Consider the following 15,993-nt stretch of genomic DNA (forward strand, 5'->3'; position numbering starts at 1 on the left):
TGTGCAGCATTACGTATGTGCTCCTATGTGTGAGAGGATATTGTATGAATCTGAGGCTATAAAATCGCGGATATAATGCGCAGGGCATAATTGACACTGCAATATCGTGTACAATATTCAAGCCGATCTTATAATTTCATTATTATGCAATGCACAATATGACTATATTTGACTTTAAACTTTTGAAAACAGCTATCGCTGGAGCAGTTTAAAATATGCCTGTTTATTGTGCTTTTCCGCAGTTTATACGACGGAAATAGCCCGATTTACCAGATCCGCATATTGCTCTTTCAGCATATACTGAATCTGATCATTGTCCTTTTCTTTGATAACGTGAAGGATACCAATCTTTGAGGCAATGATACCTACCATTGATGCAACCGATTTGTAGCTGACATCAAAGTTTTCTTTCAGCTTCTCGTGCAGACCGGCTATGGTAATAGTCTTCACCTGCACGAAAATTTTCAGCAGCGTACGGCGTATGCCGTTCTTGTCTCTCGACAGATAGCTCTTAAGGCGCTTTTCTATCTCGTTTTTTAGATCGGCTACTGATCTCATGTGTGAAAATATGATCTGCATTTTATTTAATACTTGTGCTGTTTTTTCGGGATATTTTCGTCAAAATATGCCCCTTTAGGGATTGAAAAATGCGTTTCCGGTCGGGAATAATAATACTGCTCATGTCGTTCATGCCGTTGTTCCCGTATGTCATGTGTATATCTCCTGTATTCAAACCCGGTCAATTATCCGGCATTTCGGGGTTTAATCGCATTATAACGCAAACCGACATTTGTGCATACATATAATGACATTGGCACATACACCAAATGACATTGCAGCATACCTAAAACGACATTGCATTTTTGCATTATTTTGCGGCATTTTGTGGCATTTTGTGGTATTTTGTGTCGTGAGATTCTGTGTGATATTCCATGCAAATGTCTGTGTGACTTTTGCATGCGACCATAATCCCGTATTTCCCATATGCTTCTACTATAATATGCATTTATAATGTGCATTTTTCCTATTCAATCCCCGCGTTTACCCGCGTTTACCGCGGAATCCGTGAGTCTGACCGTCGAAATACGAATAAATGCGGCGTTTTGCCGCGGCACTTGTCCTTCAGACCAATATCATTTATGATCTTTAAAAGCATACCTCTATTCATGGGTAAATTTACCTACGACATCAACAGATACGATCCGCGGCATATGGTTGCGCTGCCGCTGGCTCTTTTCATTGTATCCGTGATCTTTTTGGGATTTAATACCGTGACGACCGGACTTCCGGTTGAAGCAGGTATTGACTTTTCAGGAGGAATTGCCGTAACCGTCTTCACCGATGACTCGGCGGCAGACCTTGAACAGTATTTCAAGGACTATCCGTTAAAGAGCGTGGGTGAGAGCATTAACAACGGATACTATCTCGTCTTCGACAATATCCCCGACGAGAACAGATTCCAGGAAATGACCAAACACGTCTATGCCAAGTATCCCGACGCAGGTATCGACCTGATTGGGGAGACATTCGGTAAGACACTTCAGACTCAGGCATTCTGGGCAGTGCTCATGGCATTCATCCTCATGGCAGTCGTTGTCTTTGTTGCGTTCAGAAACTTCATCGCATCACTGACGATTGTTGCCGCCGGTGTCTTCGATATCAGCATAACCGCGACGATAATGGATGTAATCGGTTTTACGCTCTCTCTCGGAACGACCGCGGCACTCCTTATGCTTATCGGTTATTCCGTGGACAGTAACATCCTGCTTACCACGCGCCTGTTCAAGAGGCAGGGTAAGATTGACGAGAAGTTTGCAAATGCGTTCCACACGGGATTCATCATGACCACAACAACGCTTGTCGCGGTTGCGGTAATGTTCGTCGTCACTTTCGTCGGTCAGATTGTGATCATCCGCGACATCTCCGCCGTTTTACTCATAGGTCTTGTCATAGACCTGATGACGACATGGATGTTCAATGCGGGAATCCTGAAGATGTATTTCGCAAAGAAAGAAAACCCAAGACAGGGCGGAAAACAGGGAGGCAAAAATGGCAGACGATGAAAGCACGGCAAAGAAGATCTTTACGGATGTTCGCGTAATTGTGATGCTGGCGCTTGTAATCTTTTCAATCTTAAGCATCTACGTTCTCCCTCCGGCATTCGACAAGGGTGTCGAAGGAAACATTCAGCTCGGTCTCGATCTGCAGGGCGGTTCGTGGGTTCAGCTCTCTTTCCAGTCCGAAGTTGTCAGATTCAGTTCGCCGACAATGAGCGCCGATGCCCTCGCCCAGAAGATCTGGGATAAGGCGGGAATAGAAGCCGTTGCCGTAAGCGACGATAAGATAGAGATACGAAAACTTCTGACACAGGAAGAGGTCGAGAATCTCTTCAATGAGATAGGCGACGTAAAGCTGGTCGCATATACTCAGGGAGTTTCAAAGGAGACAGCCGATGATGTCAAGAGAATTCTCGAGGATAAGGTCAACAACCTCGGAACTCAGGATGCAAAGATCAACACCATCAGCGGTTCGAACAATGTCGCTACCTATATCCGTATCGAGCTTGCCGGCACCGACATCAGCACGGCTCAGGACCTTGTGAGTTCGCAGGGTAAGTTCGAGATAAGAATCGTCACCGAAGGCAACGAGACTGCTCATGTGCTCTACGGCGATTCCGTAACGAGTGTATCGCGTCCGAGTCAGAGCCCGCCCGGAAGCGGCAGCTGGGGTGTAGCCTTCACGCTCAGTGAAGACGGTGCAAAGGCACTTCGCGACGCATGTATCCAGTACGGCGCAACGAAGGAACCGGAGAAGCATTACCTCAATATGTATCTTGACGGCGAACAGGTCTACGATGCACCGCTCTCTTCCGATCTTGCGACAAAGCTCCTTACGGGAACGGTCAACGATCTGAGGGCATCCACCGGTATGGGTGACGACGGTCTCGAGAAGGCACAGGTTCTCGAGATTCACCTGAGAGCCGGCGCTCTGCCTGTCGATGTCACGACGGCGGGTCTGGGTTCGGTCTCGGCACAGATGGGAGATTACTTCAAGTTTGTCTGTATCATCGCGGCACTTCTGGCGCTGGGCGCTGTCGGTGTCACGGTATATCTCAGATATCACGAGCCTTCGATAGTTCTTCCGATGCTGCTTACGAATATCGCCGAACTGATTATCCTTCTCGGATTTTCGAGATACGTTCAGCAGCTTGATCTGGCAAGTATCGCCGGTCTTATTGCCGTTATCGGTACGGGTATCGATCAGCTTATCGTGGTTACCGATGAGGTCCTTCACGAGGGTAAGGTTCCGTCGCCGAACGTCTACCTGAAGAGGTTCAAGCGTGCACTGGTCATCATCACCGTTGCCGCCGCAACCGTCATCTTCGCGATGGTGCCGCTGATTCTGATGGACTTATCGACACTCAAGGGATTTGCGATTATCACGATCCTCGGTGTCCTTGTGGGCGTAATCGTTACCCGTCCGGCATACGGTAAGATTATCATGGCGATTCTGTCAAAGAAGCCCGCAAAAGAGATTTCGTCGGATTCAAAGGATGAGTAAAGACTCATCCCGGATTTAATTTTTTGTCATTCTTTTGTTTTTTCTTTTGTCTTTTTCTGTCTTATTCTGTCTTTTTTTGTCTTTCGTTTGTTTTTTTGACTTTTTTTGTTTTTCTTATGTTTTTTTTGTTTTTCTTTTGTCTTTTCTTATAATCCGTAATCATTTCGGCTGATTTATGCCGAATGGCAATATGATGGCAATATGGGATGGCAATATGATAAAGTATTTATTTTTATCAGACATTTTTTGTGTAAGAAAATAGGAGTTAAAAACATGGCAAAACCTGTTCTTATGGACTTTTATGCCGAGTGGTGCGGACCCTGCAGGATGCAGTCCCCGATTATCGATGCACTCGGACAGAAGATGGGCGATTCAATCGAGGTAAAGAAGATTGATATTGACAAAGAACCCGGACTTACGATGACATACGGCATTGAGGTAGTCCCCACTTTGATCATCGAGAAAGACGGCGAGATTGTTCACAGGCGTGAGGGTGTCACGGATGCAGCCACGCTCGAGAAACTTCTGACGCCGCTGATCTGAATATTTTTTAACTTTTTTAATCCTCAATTTTTGGCGCAAATATGAAAATTACTGAAGAATTCGAGTATATCGGAAAGAGACTCTTTAACGAGGGTCTCGTCGGCGGCAACTTCGGAAACATGAGTGTCCGCACTGAAGGCGGCTTTTACATCACAAAGAGCGGTTCGTATCTTGACGAATGCGGGGAGGTAAAGTTCGTATCCGATGACGGCGTGCCCGAGGCGGGCGCATCGAGCGAGTGGCGAGTGCATTATGCGGTCTATAAGCAGCGTCCCGATGTCATGGCGATAGTCCACGCACATCCGGCATATGCCGTGACGGTCTCCTTCGACCGCGATATTATCATGACGAAGGACAGCGAGGGAAAGATGCTCTGCCCGAAAATTCCGGTTGCCGTCGGCGAACCCGGGACCGAAGAGCTTGCCCGCAATGTGGCGGCGGCACTCTCGGACGGCAATGCCGCCGTTGCAAGAGGGCACGGGACGTTTACGGTCGGCAAAACTCTGAAGGAAGCATACCTTATGACTTCGATAGCCGAGCATGCCTCGAAAATAGTGTATTTAACCGGCGATCACCCCTGATTGCCGGATTAACGTTTTTATTTTCGCAATTGTCCGAATAACGATTAATTGCGTTTTAATCTCTGAATTTCTCTTTTAAGTTCGCGGTTCGACGCAAGGAACATATCGGCGAGGACTCCGAACATGAATATCTGAAAACCGAGCGTTATCAGAAGAACGGTGAGTATTGCAAGTTCGGTGTGAACAACGCTTCTGAACCACTCATACAACACGAAAATACCAGACAGGAGTCCGAGCACTGCGAGCGTGAGTCCTATAAGTCCGAAGTAGAACATCGGGTTGCTGACTTTTGCAAGCCGCCAGATTGCAAAGATTATCTTGGCGCCGTCGCGGACGGGGTGAAGTTTCGTGGGCGAGCCCGGCCGCGGTTTGTAGGCAACGGGGACGATGACCGTTTTCTGGCGGTTTGCCACCGACTGCACCGAGATTTCGGTCTCAATCTCAAAGCCCTTCTCTTTGAGATCCATCTCCTTTATCGATTCGGTCTTAAACGCCCTGTATCCCGAGAGAATATCGCCTAAGTATTCTCCGTGCGTGACCTTGAAGAGATAATTGATTACCTGATTGCCGAAATGGTTGAATTTGCTGAGCGCTCCCGGTTCAAAGGTATCCAGACGGTTTCCGATTACCTGATCGGCGTCGTTTGCGAAGAGCGGGGCAAGCATCCTCTCGGCATCGGCGGGGACATAGGTGCCGTCGCCGTCGAGCATCAGTATGTATGGTTTGTCTATCTCTTCTATTGCCTCGATGATTGCCTGTCCTTTTCCCTTTCCGGATTGTATTTTGACTTTTGCGCCCGCTGCCTTCGCTATCTCGACGGTCTTATCCGTGCTCCTGCCGTCCATGACAAGTATGTCGCTGTAACCTATCTCTTTGAATGAGAGAATGAGACTTTCTATTGTGGGCGCTTCGTTAAGTGTGGGGATGAAGATACAGACCTCATCCTTATTTACATCCATTATTATCATATATCTGAATATAACTTCATAATCTTTTCAGATCGGTTACGGATCCCGGACACGTAACCGTACTGTTGCGTTACTGTTGTGTTACTGTATCGTCACTGTTGCACCGGTCCGGCACTATTGCGGCACTATATTCGTGTCCGTCGATATTCTGGAATTGTCGGTTTTGCTGAAGACGTCGACTCTGATGCGGTCGCCGGGTCTGATGAGACCGTCGGTTATATCGATTGCGACCTTCTCGCCCTTTCTCCAGTAATCGTTTCTGCAACCCGATCCGCTTATGGTCTTTACGTGGTAATGGTGCGTGGGTATGAAATCCGTACCTCTGAAGGTCTCGATGCGGCATGGCAAAAGGACGTCGTTACGGTATATCTCGGCGTAAAGGTCGCTGTTGAGGTAGTCGATTTTGCCGCCGTTGTAGAGGGTAATCTTGCCTTCGTAGTTCGGTGCCGTGCTTTTCAGCTGGCGAATCTCGAATATTGCGGGTGTTTTCGACGGAAACTGCACATCCGGCATCTCAAGGCTCATTGCCCATAAAAGCACGACCATTGCTAGTATTATTACTATGGCGACTGTCAGAAGGACGGCAAGAACCTGAGAGTTTGCTTCCGAGTCTGCTTCCCTGTCTGCTCCCGAGTTTACTTTCGAAGATCGGTCTTTTATTGCGGAATTTTCGGTCAAGTATATGACTATCGGCGCAGGAAGATAAATAAATTGTCAAAATATGCGGAAAAGATACGAAAATGGGTAAACGATACGGCAATTCGGGGAAGGTGCAAATCTTAAATTTTGAAAATTTGAAAATTTTAAAAATGTAAGATTCCGGAAAATGTGAAAATGATATTTGATTGGTGATATATGATTGGTTTTCGTAGATCAGTTTTCGCTGTTCTCTTCCGAGAACTCGTCGATTGCGAGCTGATACATCCAGTCCATGAGGTAGGGACAGTCCTGAATGCTGCACTCCTCCTCACAGCAGATGCAGGGCAGAAGTTCGCCGGATGCCATCAAAAGCCCGGGATCAATCGCACGTTTCTTTGCTTTCAGGAGATACGTCTTGATGCCGTCCGACTTATACTCGAGCCTGTCGACCATGTCGGTATCAATGAGTTTTTTGACGACTCTCGAACACTTTCGGCTGTCGATATTCAGAAGTTTCCAGAGCTCGCTCTGAAGTATACCTTCCGGCGTCGATTGAATGAGCCTTATTGCTTCATCTTCAATTTCGGTCATGTCTTTAACGTGCCAATCAGATTAAAGGTGCTATCGTCAGGATGTTGCTTCCGCGGATGACAATCGTGCCGAGATTTCTTCCTCTCTTGCCGTTAATGAACTCGGTCGCTTCTTCCATGAGGATGTTTAAGTGCTCATCCACGGCGACAAGCTTGCCCTGAAGGGATTTGCCCTCATCCTTAATCTCGACTGTGATTTTCGAGTCAACAAGTGCTGACACTTTTTTTATGGGCAGAACAATGCTATTAACCATCGTCAATTATATGGTTTTGTTATGTAATTAATTATTCCATACGAATCCTTATCTGCGGAGATGACATGTCCTGCCGTGTCCGCGTATGTCCGCACAAATACACGCATTATTCTTTGCAGATGCGGATAATCTTTTCCGTCATGTTTTTGCTTCCGACATATATCGGGGTCTTGTGGTGCGGCTTTTGCGGTTTTACGTCAAGGAGGTTGTTTACGCCGTCCGTTATCTCTCCGCCCGCCTGTGCGGCTATGAATCCTATCGGGTTAGCCTCGAAGACAAGCCGCAGTTTTCCGGTTGCATTGTCTTTGGTCTTTGGGTAGCAGTATATGCCGCCGTACTTCAGAATCTGGTGGAAATCGGCGACGAAAGAGCCTGAATATCTGAGTTTGCCGCCTTCTTTTTCGATCTCGTCGATGAACTTCTCATGCTCGGGTATCCAGTCTTTCTTGAGACCGCCGCTGCCGTAGAGTTTGCCCTGCGGCATCTTTACATTCTCTTCGAGCATGGTGTAGACGCCGTCTTTGAGCGCGAAGATATATACTCCGCTGCCGACCGTGAGCGTAAGGACGGTCATGGGTCCGTAGAGCATGTACATCGCGGCACGCATTTGATTGCCACAGGAGAGCGCGTCGCCGTTGTCGTAGATTCCGACAATGGTGCCTACGCAGAGGTTGACCTGGATGAGCGACGAGCCGTCCAGCGGGTCCATTACGACCGCGTAGCCGGCTTTGGCGTTCGGGTTTTTGACGATATCGTCTCTTTCTTCGGATGCAATCTGAGATACGAGATTGGATTTGAGAAGCACGTTTACTATATGTTCGTCAGACCAGACATCAAGCGCCGCCTGCTTATCTCCGGACGAGTTCTCGGTTCCCGCGTAGGACTGATTGTATATGAATGCGTCGCGAATCGGGACTGCCTGGATTGCAATAAGTTCGATGAGGTCTTTTAAGTCGTCTTTGCAGTCGGTTTTGTCAAGATATTCTCTCAGTGTCGTCATGTTGTCTCCCGCATATTTCGATGTAATATAATATTTCGCTGTTCCATCTTTTTAGTTATTGTCTGCTCAATTTATATGTCAATTTATTTACCCAATTTATCTGCACAAATAATCTGTCAATTTATTTACTCAATTTATCTGTTTAAATCTGTTTAATTTATCTGCCGATATATGCGTGCGGCTGAAAAAAGTGGAATTCGTTTTTTTTTGTTGAGTATTATTGGGTTTTGTTGAGTTTTATTGTGTTTTATTGGGTTTTATTGAGGTCGGGTAATCGGGGCGGAATTCCCGATCACTCGTTTTTGCGCTGTCTTGTATAGTATACCGCGACAAGGATTGCGCCGATGATAACAAATATCGTAATCGGATTTGTGATCAGATTGAGCAGAACGTTGGGCGGCTGTGTGTCCACCTCAATCTTTATCTGCTTCGCAAGTATGAGTCTGTCCGAGGCGTCGCGGTATTTTATCTCGGTATTTATCGAATAGGGGATTGCATCGGCACTAGAGTCGATTGCGATGTTAAACGGCAGGGTTACGGATTCGCCGGGGGCGAGTTTGCCTACCGATGCCGAGTTGTCGTCAATCTTTACTTCGCTCTCGGGGATCAGTCTTATCTTGGTGTCGTATGCCGTATTGTCGCCGATATTCTTCAGAACGATATCGTATTTGCCCGATTCTCCGGGCGCTATCTTGATGCTTCCCGAAGTTACGGCGAATTTAACGCCGTTTGTGACGGGGATTCCGAAGCTCTCCGATGTCGACGTTACGGTCTGACCGTATTTGTCCGTATACTGAATCGTGAGTTTCTCGGGGTGCACGCCAATGCCCGCTCCGTCTTTTACCTCGGCATTGAAGACGACCTCGGTAACATCTCCGGGCTTGAAATCGCCGATGAATACGCTGCCGTCAATGTAACGGATTATGCCGCCCTGCGACGTGAGCAGTGCCGCGGCATTGGTTCCTGTTTCGTAACCCGCGTTCTTTATTACGAGCGTAATCTTTCCGTTAAGACCCGGGGAGATGCTTTCGGCATCGACAGAGAGAATCTCGGGTTTGACGACTCCGCGAATCTCAATCGGGATCTCTACCGGAACGACAACGGTCTGATAGGTATAGTCCCAAATGCCGTTGGGAAGAATGTTGCTGTATTTCACATAGCTGTATTCCGTCTCGAGAATGAGGTTATACAGCCCCGCAGGCGCATTCTCGTTTATGTTGATCTGATACGACTCAGTTGCGGAGCTTCCCGCCGGAATATTGCCGAACATCTGCCTCTCGGTCTTGACGGTTACCGGTGCATCGCCCGGTGTGAGTCTGCCTATTGTGTTAAGTGCGGTCGTGGACTCGATGACATCCGTGGTATACTGCACGCCCCTGATTGCCGACTTATCGAGAGCCGCGTTCTCCAGCACTATTGTTATCTGGACGTTTGACTGCGGATAAAAGTAGTTTGTGCCGCTCACGTATCCCGAGAGCGCCGGAGTGCTTCCGACCGTGTGTTCTCCGGCGGCACCGGCGCAGGGCACGGCAAGCATGAGGAGAACGGCAAAGATTGCCGCATATGCCGACGCATGTGCATAACGCGCATATTTCGGCAGGCTCCGCTCTCCCCCTCTCTCCGATACCGTGAGAGATTTATGTCCGCTATATCCGTCTGCATGTTTTTTCGAATACATTCCCAAATCTCCGGAGAATCAGTTATTCTTCTTCCTGCTGTAGAGGTAGTATCCCGCACCCGCAATTACGACTATGAGGACTATTATGACGATGAGTTCCACGGGTGCCGACTCTTTGTAATTGACGATTATTTTGACGGTATCCGAGACATAGTTGTTGTTATCGCTGTCTGCATATCTTATCTCGGAGTCGAGTGAGTATTCCTTCGGAGTGGCGTCAGACGATACTTTAACCTTGTAATATGCCGTCTTTTCTTCACCCGGGGCAATGTCGCCGATATACGAGTTGGTATCGCTGCTCGAGAACGGAGATACGACGCTTATTCTTCCCTGTGCCTGATATGCCGTTGCCTGACCGGTGTTCTTATAGACTATGGCGATGACGTTCTCTCCGGAGCTTATCTGAGGCGTGTCGCTTACGACTTCGAACTTTATCTTGCCGTCAAAGGAGATTCCGACCGTCACCGGCGCCGTCTTTGCGTCGAGTCCTTCATAGTCTTTGTAGGTTCCGTATACGATAACGGGGTAACTTTGTTTCTCGTTTGCCGTGCTTGAGACCGCGACCTTGTATTCTATGTTGACGGTCTGACCTTTTGCGAGGTCTCCTACATAGACTCCGTTATCGACGGGGGATATGGGGCTGCTTCCGGCAGGCTCGATGAATGCCGCAAACGTGGTTGCCGAGTCCGTTCCGATATTGGTTATATCCATGCTGATGTAGCCTTCGCCGCCGGCGTTGAGGTTTTTGGATGTGACATTGGTTACCTCAAGGACGACCGAGGGGCTTATGACTACGGTTACGGGTACCTCTTTCTTTACCTTCTTGAATGTGTATGAGATGGCGTCGCTTCCGTACTGCTCGTTATCATACATGTATTCGTATTCGACGACGGCAGTCATCTGGTATGTTCCGGAATGAGCCGTCTGCGGGATATATACGTCGAAGGACAGGTCTTTCATGTTTCCTGCCGGCAGATCTCCGAAGGTCTGGGATCCCGATTTGACTACGATGGGCGAGTTGCCCGGGTTGAGCGTGACGAATCCGCTCTTTGCCGTGTTGGGCAGGTAGTCCGTGGTCATGTACTGTGTCTGAACGAGTTTCATGTCGATAAGACCGCGGTTCTGGACTGCCAGAACGAGTGTTTTGTCCTGACCCGTCGAGATTACGTTGCTTCCGTCTACCGTGACTATGATGTCGGGTCCGTTCGTGACTATTTTTTCACCGGCGAATACGGGTTGTATTACCGCGGTAAACAGAATCATTGCCAGTAAATATACAAGTATACGTTTCATTTTTTTCCATTCTCCAAAAGACTGTCAGTTATTTGAATAATTGAATAATGTATCTGTTTTCAGTACTTAATTATCTTTAAATCTGTTTACTCTGAAATATAAATTGTTGGTTTATTACTATCTCATAGGGTAACGGTTTATGCCGACGGATCCGATACCCGAGATTTGATATTGTTAAATTTATTGATTTTAAAATGTCATATTGGATATTGTTAAATTTGATATCGTTTAATTGTACAGTAAAATTGATATTGGTATATTGATATTGTAAATTTGATATAGTTTTATCGGATACAGGCAGGTTTTGGTACGGATTGATTCCGGTTTTATGACAGATTTTTGGAGGGTTTTTCATTAGTTTTGGAATAAGCGATGTATACGGGGCTATTGCGGATATTGTCAACAGATCTCCGAAGGCGGTTCTTGCCGTCATGGTTGTTTTTCTGTGTGTCGGCGGAATATTGATCTCAGATCTGCAGACGGCAGGCAATTCGGAGCAGTATATCGATAAGTCGTCCCCCGAAGGAATGCGTTACGACCAGTACAATAATGTGTTCGTAAAGGATTCTTTTGTGCTCCTGATTCAGACCTCAGATGTCTACGATACGAAATTCCTTCAGGCACTGCTGATGCTTGAGGAAGAGGCAAAGCGTCTGGACTATGTCTCGGGAACAGTCTCGGTTGCGGATATTCTCAAGGATGCCAACGGCGGCGTTCTGCCGCAGAATCGTGCGGATATCGAGAGGGCGGTAAGGTCGGTTCCCAAAGAGAGTTACCAGTCCATAATGCCCGATTCTCAGACAACTCTCGCCTATATCGAGATAGAACGCGGTATCTCCACCGATGTTACGCAGGATCTTGTGCCCCGTGTCGAGTCCCTTGTCGCGAATGCCGAGTTTCCGCCCGGCGTCTCGGTTGAGATTACCGGTACTACTCCGTATGACGTGCAGCTGATGGATGTAATGATCGAGAATGCCGCGATTCTTATCGCGGCGGCATTCCTGTTCATGGGTATTGTTCTGTGTATTCTCTTCTCGAACATGAGATACTGGTTCCTGCCGATTGTTCTGCTTTTGTTCGGTCTTATCTATACATTCGCGGTGATGAGTCTTCTCGGTGTCAAGATGGGTAACGGCGCCATTGCGGCGTTTCCGATTCTTCTGGGTCTGGGTATAGATTATGCGGTTCAGTTCCATGCCCGTTTCGACGAGGAGATGCGCAAAGGGAATTCTATTGAGGAGTCGAATAGGGTAACTCTCTCGAATACGGGTCCTGCGGTTCTTTATGCGATGCTTGCGACCCTGATGGGATTCTTTGCGATGTTCCTGTCGCCGGTTCCGATGATCATCTGCTTTGCGCAGGTCGCCATTATAGGCGTTACGTGCTGTTATGTCTCCTCGCTCTTCGGTTTCCCGGCTCTGGTCTCTATTATGAAATATACTCCGAAGGCTGATCACGAACTGCCCAAGACCGTGATTCTTCAGGATAAATATACTCATCTTCTCGAAGGTCTTGTGCCGAAGGTGACAAAGGCGGCGTTTTTGATACTTGTTGTCGGACTTGTCGTCGCCCTTTCGGGTATTCATATCGATCCGTCGATTCCGATTGATACGGATGATTCTTCTATGGCGCCGACGGGTCTTCCCGCCAAGACGACTCTGGATAAGGTTCAGGAAGCCTGCGGTTCGCTTACGGCGTTTCCTCTATATGTACGCGGAGATTCCCTGCGGTCTCTTGAGGCGATGAAGTGGATGGATAATTTCGGGACGCATATGATGGATACGCATAACGAGTTCACGGGGGTTACAAGCCCCGCCACGCTTGTGAAGGAGCAGAACGGCGGCGAGATGCCCGCGGATCAGGCGACTCTGAATGCCGTGTTAAGCAGTATCCCGAAGGATTCGCTCGACGGCGTTCTTTCCGGCGATAACGAGGCTATTATCTCGTTCTCGACCGTTATCCTGAGTTTCCCGGAGCAGGATCAGCTTAAGAGCACGGTTGTCGACGATCTTGTCTGGTCGGAGATGCCCGCAGGCATAGAGGTCTATCCGACAGGCGATTTCGATATGTATACGAGTCTTATGCATAATATCGCGGATACTAAGGATGCCATGACCTATCTCGGATTTGTGCTCATTTTCGTATATCTGGCGCTTGCGTACAGAAAGAAGGAGGCAGTTACGCCGCTTGTTCCGATTGTCTGCGTTGTCGGATGGAATGCGGTCGTGATGGTTATCATCGGCATGCACTATAATGTAATCAGCGCCTGTCTGGGTTCGATGACAATCGGCGTATCGGCGGAATATACGATTCTTGTCATGGAAAGGTATCTTGAGGAGAAGAAGCGCTGCAGTAATCCGGGCGAGGCCATCAGGCAATCCGTCAAGAAGGTCGGCGCCGCCGTTACTGTGTCGGGAGTTGTTACGGCAAGCGGTTTCTCGGCGCTGATGCTCTCGGCGTTCCCGATTATCTCGGATTTCGGTCTTTCGACGGTTATCTGCGTTATATTCTCGCTTATAGGCGCGATTGCAATTATGCCGGCAACCCTTTCGCTTGTGGGTAAAATTGACGAGAAAAAAGCGAAAGCGGCGGCATGACCGCTTTTTAATTTTTAAATTTTTAATATTTTTTATAATTTTTATATTTTTTATTTTAATCTCTTATCCGGTCGTTTTTAATATTTTATCTGATTTAATCTTTTATTGGATTTAATCTTTTATCGGATTTAATCCTTTGTCGCTTTTAATCTTTTATCGGATTTAATCGTTTATTCTGCCGTTTTCGATTTTCCGGTCCGTATCTCTTAAGTCGATGACGGCGAATGCGGTTGCGTCGCTTTCGGAGTGGCTCAGGCTTATGTCGCATCTTTCGGCAAGTTTGAGGATCTTTTCGTCCTTTGTGTGCAGGACGACATAGGGTCTGCCGTTTTTGCGGTTGAGTATCTCGATGTCGCGGTAGTCCATGTTTATGTCGAGACCGGAGAGTGCCTTTACGACAGCCTCTTTTCCGGCGAAGCGTGCGGCGAAATGCTGTGCGGGCCTGGCTTTGGAGAGGCAGTATTCCTGTTCGGCGGGGGTGAAGCAGCGGTCGAGGAAGTTTTTGTTTGCGAGTTTTTTGTCGTCGAAGCGGGATATCGAGATTATGTCCGTGCCTGTGAGGATCAATTGTCACACCGTTTTACCGTTTGTATACGTCGTTTGGTTTCTCAGGTGATTAGATTTTTGGCGGCGGTTTCGAATTTGCCGCGATTGTGCCTTCCGCTGCCTTCCCCGAAATCAAAATGATATGAATATATATTGTAACATTGAAATTTTATGCTTAGAATTGGTGAATTATGACTGATTGGAATATGATCGGAATAATTGCGGCTTTCATTATCTACTTCGGTGTAATGATCTACATAGGATTCTTCTATATGAAGAGTACTAAGACCGCAAATGACTATATTTTGGGAAACAGGTCGCTTGACCGGCGTGTTGCCGCATTATCGGCTGAAGCCTCGGATATGAGCGGATGGCTTCTTCTGGGTCTGCCGGGTCTGGCATATGTCTCGGGTCTTTCCGAGGCGGGATGGACTGCCATCGGTCTTGCGATAGGTACCTATCTTAACTGGAGATTCATTGCGAAACGTCTGAGAGTCTATACGGAGAAGGCTAACGATTCGATTACCATCTGTGAGTTCTTTAAGAACAGGTTCGGCGACAAGAAAGCCTATACCTCGGCGATTTCGTCTGTCTTTATTATTATCTTCTTTGTTGTTTATACCGCTGCACAGTTCGTCGCCGGCGGCAAGCTGTTCAATTCCATCTTCGGACTGGACTATTTTACGGGTATGATTATATGTGTGGTTATTATCGTCGCATATACTCTTACCGGCGGTTTCCGTGCGGTCTGTCTTACGGATACGATTCAGGGCATGCTGATGTTCTTTGCACTGCTCATTGTTCCGCTGATTGCGCTGGGAATGCTCTTCAGTGACGGCGCCGCGACGATTGCGACCATCAATCCCGATATGCTTTCGCTCTTTAAGGATCCGGGCACGGGCGAGTTTATCTCGGTCTTCCTTGTGGTTTCGGGTCTTGCATGGGGATTCGGTTATTTCGGTCAGCCGCATATCATCCCGAGATTTATGGGTATTCAGAATCCAGAGGAGATTCCGCAGGCACGCAGAATTGCGATGGTCTGGGTTATCGTGACGCTTGCGTCCGCCATCTTCATCGGTCTGCTGGGCAACATCTTCTTCTCGACGCCTCTGGATGTGCCCGAGACGGTCTTCGTTCAGATGACGACGTCCACGCTGTTCTCGTTTATTGCGGGTATTGTCTACTGCGGTATTCTGGGAGCTATTATGAGTACGGCATCTTCGCAGATGCTTGTGGCTTCTTCCGCCATCTCGCAGGATTTGTACAAGACGTTCTTCAATAAGAATGCGTCCGAGACACTTCTGCTGGTTATCTCGAGAATTACCGTGATTATCGTCGCGGCTCTGGCGGTTACGATCTCGCTCGACCCGAACAGTTCGGTCTTCGGTATTGTCTCGGTTGCATGGGCGGGATTCGGTGCGACTTTCGGTTCCGTGCTTCTTCTGGGTCTGTTCTGGAGAAAGGCGACATGGCAGGGTGCTCTTGCGGGTATTGTCTTCGGCGGCGTTGTCGTTATCGGCTGGTATCTTATTCACCCGATTATCTTCGGCGGTTATCTCTATGAGATGGTGCCGGGTGTAATCGCGAGTATGCTTGCCATTTATCTCGTAAGCCTGAAGACGACGCCGGATAAGGAGGTTACCGACCTCTTCGATGCTTACGTTGCCGAGATCGGCGACAGATCCACATAAAATTTTTTTGCGGCATCGCTTCTCTTTCAGCTATCTTTTTCTTACGTGTTTT

The 15,993-nt window shown here is 47.9% G+C and carries 15 protein-coding genes; 6 read left to right on the forward strand and 9 right to left on the reverse strand.

Features of this window, described 5'->3' with window-relative positions:
- Positions 1-243 precede the first annotated feature (243 nt).
- Complete coding sequence (locus T502_RS03400) at positions 244-558, reverse strand: DUF2551 domain-containing protein (RefSeq protein ID WP_042705854.1); 315 nt, start codon at positions 556-558, stop codon at positions 244-246.
- 608 nt (positions 559-1,166) lie between these two features.
- Between T502_RS03400 and T502_RS03405 the strand changes: the two genes are divergently transcribed.
- From T502_RS03405 to T502_RS03420, 4 genes are all read left to right on the forward strand, one after another.
- The gene (locus tag T502_RS03405; RefSeq protein ID WP_042705700.1) at positions 1,167-2,063 is read left to right on the forward strand and encodes a protein translocase subunit SecF; all 897 of its coding nucleotides are present in this window, start codon (positions 1,167-1,169) and stop codon (positions 2,061-2,063) included.
- On the forward strand, positions 2,050-3,561 hold the full coding sequence (locus T502_RS03410; RefSeq protein ID WP_042705701.1) for a preprotein translocase subunit SecD: 1,512 nt from the start codon (positions 2,050-2,052) through the stop codon (positions 3,559-3,561). The genes T502_RS03405 and T502_RS03410 overlap by 14 nt, the downstream gene beginning before the upstream one ends.
- A gap of 273 nt (positions 3,562-3,834) precedes the next feature.
- Positions 3,835-4,104: a thioredoxin gene (gene trxA / locus T502_RS03415; RefSeq protein WP_042705703.1), complete on the forward strand. Its 270-nt coding sequence runs from the start codon at positions 3,835-3,837 to the stop codon at positions 4,102-4,104.
- 41 nt (positions 4,105-4,145) lie between these two features.
- Positions 4,146-4,685 carry an aldolase gene (locus T502_RS03420; RefSeq protein WP_042705704.1) on the forward strand — a complete coding sequence of 180 codons (540 nt, stop codon included), beginning with the start codon at positions 4,146-4,148 and terminating at the stop codon, positions 4,683-4,685.
- 44 nt (positions 4,686-4,729) lie between these two features.
- Here T502_RS03420 and aglJ read toward each other — a convergent pair whose 3' ends face one another.
- From aglJ to T502_RS03455, 7 genes are all read right to left on the reverse strand, one after another.
- Positions 4,730-5,644: an S-layer glycoprotein N-glycosyltransferase AglJ gene (gene aglJ / locus T502_RS03425; protein WP_042705855.1), complete on the reverse strand. Its 915-nt coding sequence runs from the start codon at positions 5,642-5,644 to the stop codon at positions 4,730-4,732.
- Positions 5,645-5,767: 123 nt separating this feature from the next.
- On the reverse strand, positions 5,768-6,331 hold the full coding sequence (locus T502_RS03430) for a hypothetical protein (protein ID WP_042705705.1): 564 nt from the start codon (positions 6,329-6,331) through the stop codon (positions 5,768-5,770).
- Positions 6,332-6,526: 195 nt separating this feature from the next.
- On the reverse strand, positions 6,527-6,883 hold the full coding sequence (locus tag T502_RS03435; RefSeq protein ID WP_042705706.1) for a helix-turn-helix transcriptional regulator: 357 nt from the start codon (positions 6,881-6,883) through the stop codon (positions 6,527-6,529).
- 16 nt (positions 6,884-6,899) lie between these two features.
- Complete coding sequence (locus tag T502_RS03440; protein ID WP_042705708.1) at positions 6,900-7,136, reverse strand: LSM domain-containing protein; 237 nt, start codon at positions 7,134-7,136, stop codon at positions 6,900-6,902.
- Positions 7,137-7,242: 106 nt separating this feature from the next.
- On the reverse strand, positions 7,243-8,136 hold the full coding sequence (locus T502_RS03445) for a class 1 fructose-bisphosphatase (RefSeq protein WP_042705709.1): 894 nt from the start codon (positions 8,134-8,136) through the stop codon (positions 7,243-7,245).
- Between the two features lie 292 nt (positions 8,137-8,428).
- Positions 8,429-9,814 (reverse strand): COG1361 S-layer family protein, encoded by a 1,386-nt coding sequence (locus T502_RS03450; protein ID WP_042705711.1) that lies wholly within the window; start codon positions 9,812-9,814, stop codon positions 8,429-8,431.
- 18 nt (positions 9,815-9,832) lie between these two features.
- Positions 9,833-11,107, reverse strand: a complete 1,275-nt coding sequence (locus T502_RS03455; protein WP_042705712.1) for a COG1361 S-layer family protein — start codon at positions 11,105-11,107, stop codon at positions 9,833-9,835.
- A gap of 395 nt (positions 11,108-11,502) precedes the next feature.
- Between T502_RS03455 and T502_RS03465 the strand changes: the two genes are divergently transcribed.
- The gene (locus tag T502_RS03465; protein WP_281172077.1) at positions 11,503-13,704 is read left to right on the forward strand and encodes an efflux RND transporter permease subunit; all 2,202 of its coding nucleotides are present in this window, start codon (positions 11,503-11,505) and stop codon (positions 13,702-13,704) included.
- Between the two features lie 162 nt (positions 13,705-13,866).
- Here T502_RS03465 and T502_RS03470 read toward each other — a convergent pair whose 3' ends face one another.
- Positions 13,867-14,271, reverse strand: a complete 405-nt coding sequence (locus tag T502_RS03470; protein WP_052359127.1) for a holo-ACP synthase — start codon at positions 14,269-14,271, stop codon at positions 13,867-13,869.
- Positions 14,272-14,456: 185 nt separating this feature from the next.
- On the opposite strand from T502_RS03470, the gene putP reads away from it, so the two are divergent.
- On the forward strand, positions 14,457-15,941 hold the full coding sequence (gene putP / locus T502_RS03475; protein WP_245597750.1) for a sodium/proline symporter PutP: 1,485 nt from the start codon (positions 14,457-14,459) through the stop codon (positions 15,939-15,941).
- The last annotated feature ends 52 nt before the right edge of the window (positions 15,942-15,993 follow it).

Source organism: Methanomicrobium mobile BP, assembly GCF_000711215.1.
Classification (GTDB): domain Archaea; phylum Halobacteriota; class Methanomicrobia; order Methanomicrobiales; family Methanomicrobiaceae; genus Methanomicrobium; species Methanomicrobium mobile.

Excerpts from the sequence above, each read along its gene's own strand:
- T502_RS03400 (WP_042705854.1), bottom strand. The coding sequence starts at position 558 with ATGAGATCAGTAGCCGATCTAAAAAACGAGATAGAAAAGCGCCTTAAG.
- T502_RS03405 (WP_042705700.1), top strand. The coding sequence starts at position 1,167 with ATGGGTAAATTTACCTACGACATCAACAGATACGATCCGCGGCATATG.
- T502_RS03410 (WP_042705701.1), top strand. The coding sequence starts at position 2,050 with ATGGCAGACGATGAAAGCACGGCAAAGAAGATCTTTACGGATGTTCGC.
- trxA (WP_042705703.1), top strand. The coding sequence starts at position 3,835 with ATGGCAAAACCTGTTCTTATGGACTTTTATGCCGAGTGGTGCGGACCC.
- T502_RS03420 (WP_042705704.1), top strand. The coding sequence starts at position 4,146 with ATGAAAATTACTGAAGAATTCGAGTATATCGGAAAGAGACTCTTTAAC.
- aglJ (WP_042705855.1), bottom strand. The coding sequence starts at position 5,644 with ATGGATGTAAATAAGGATGAGGTCTGTATCTTCATCCCCACACTTAAC.
- T502_RS03435 (WP_042705706.1), bottom strand. The coding sequence starts at position 6,883 with ATGACCGAAATTGAAGATGAAGCAATAAGGCTCATTCAATCGACGCCG.
- T502_RS03440 (WP_042705708.1), bottom strand. The coding sequence starts at position 7,136 with ATGGTTAATAGCATTGTTCTGCCCATAAAAAAAGTGTCAGCACTTGTT.
- T502_RS03445 (WP_042705709.1), bottom strand. The coding sequence starts at position 8,136 with ATGACGACACTGAGAGAATATCTTGACAAAACCGACTGCAAAGACGAC.
- T502_RS03450 (WP_042705711.1), bottom strand. The coding sequence starts at position 9,814 with ATGTATTCGAAAAAACATGCAGACGGATATAGCGGACATAAATCTCTC.
- T502_RS03455 (WP_042705712.1), bottom strand. The coding sequence starts at position 11,107 with ATGAAACGTATACTTGTATATTTACTGGCAATGATTCTGTTTACCGCG.
- putP (WP_245597750.1), top strand. The coding sequence starts at position 14,457 with ATGATCGGAATAATTGCGGCTTTCATTATCTACTTCGGTGTAATGATC.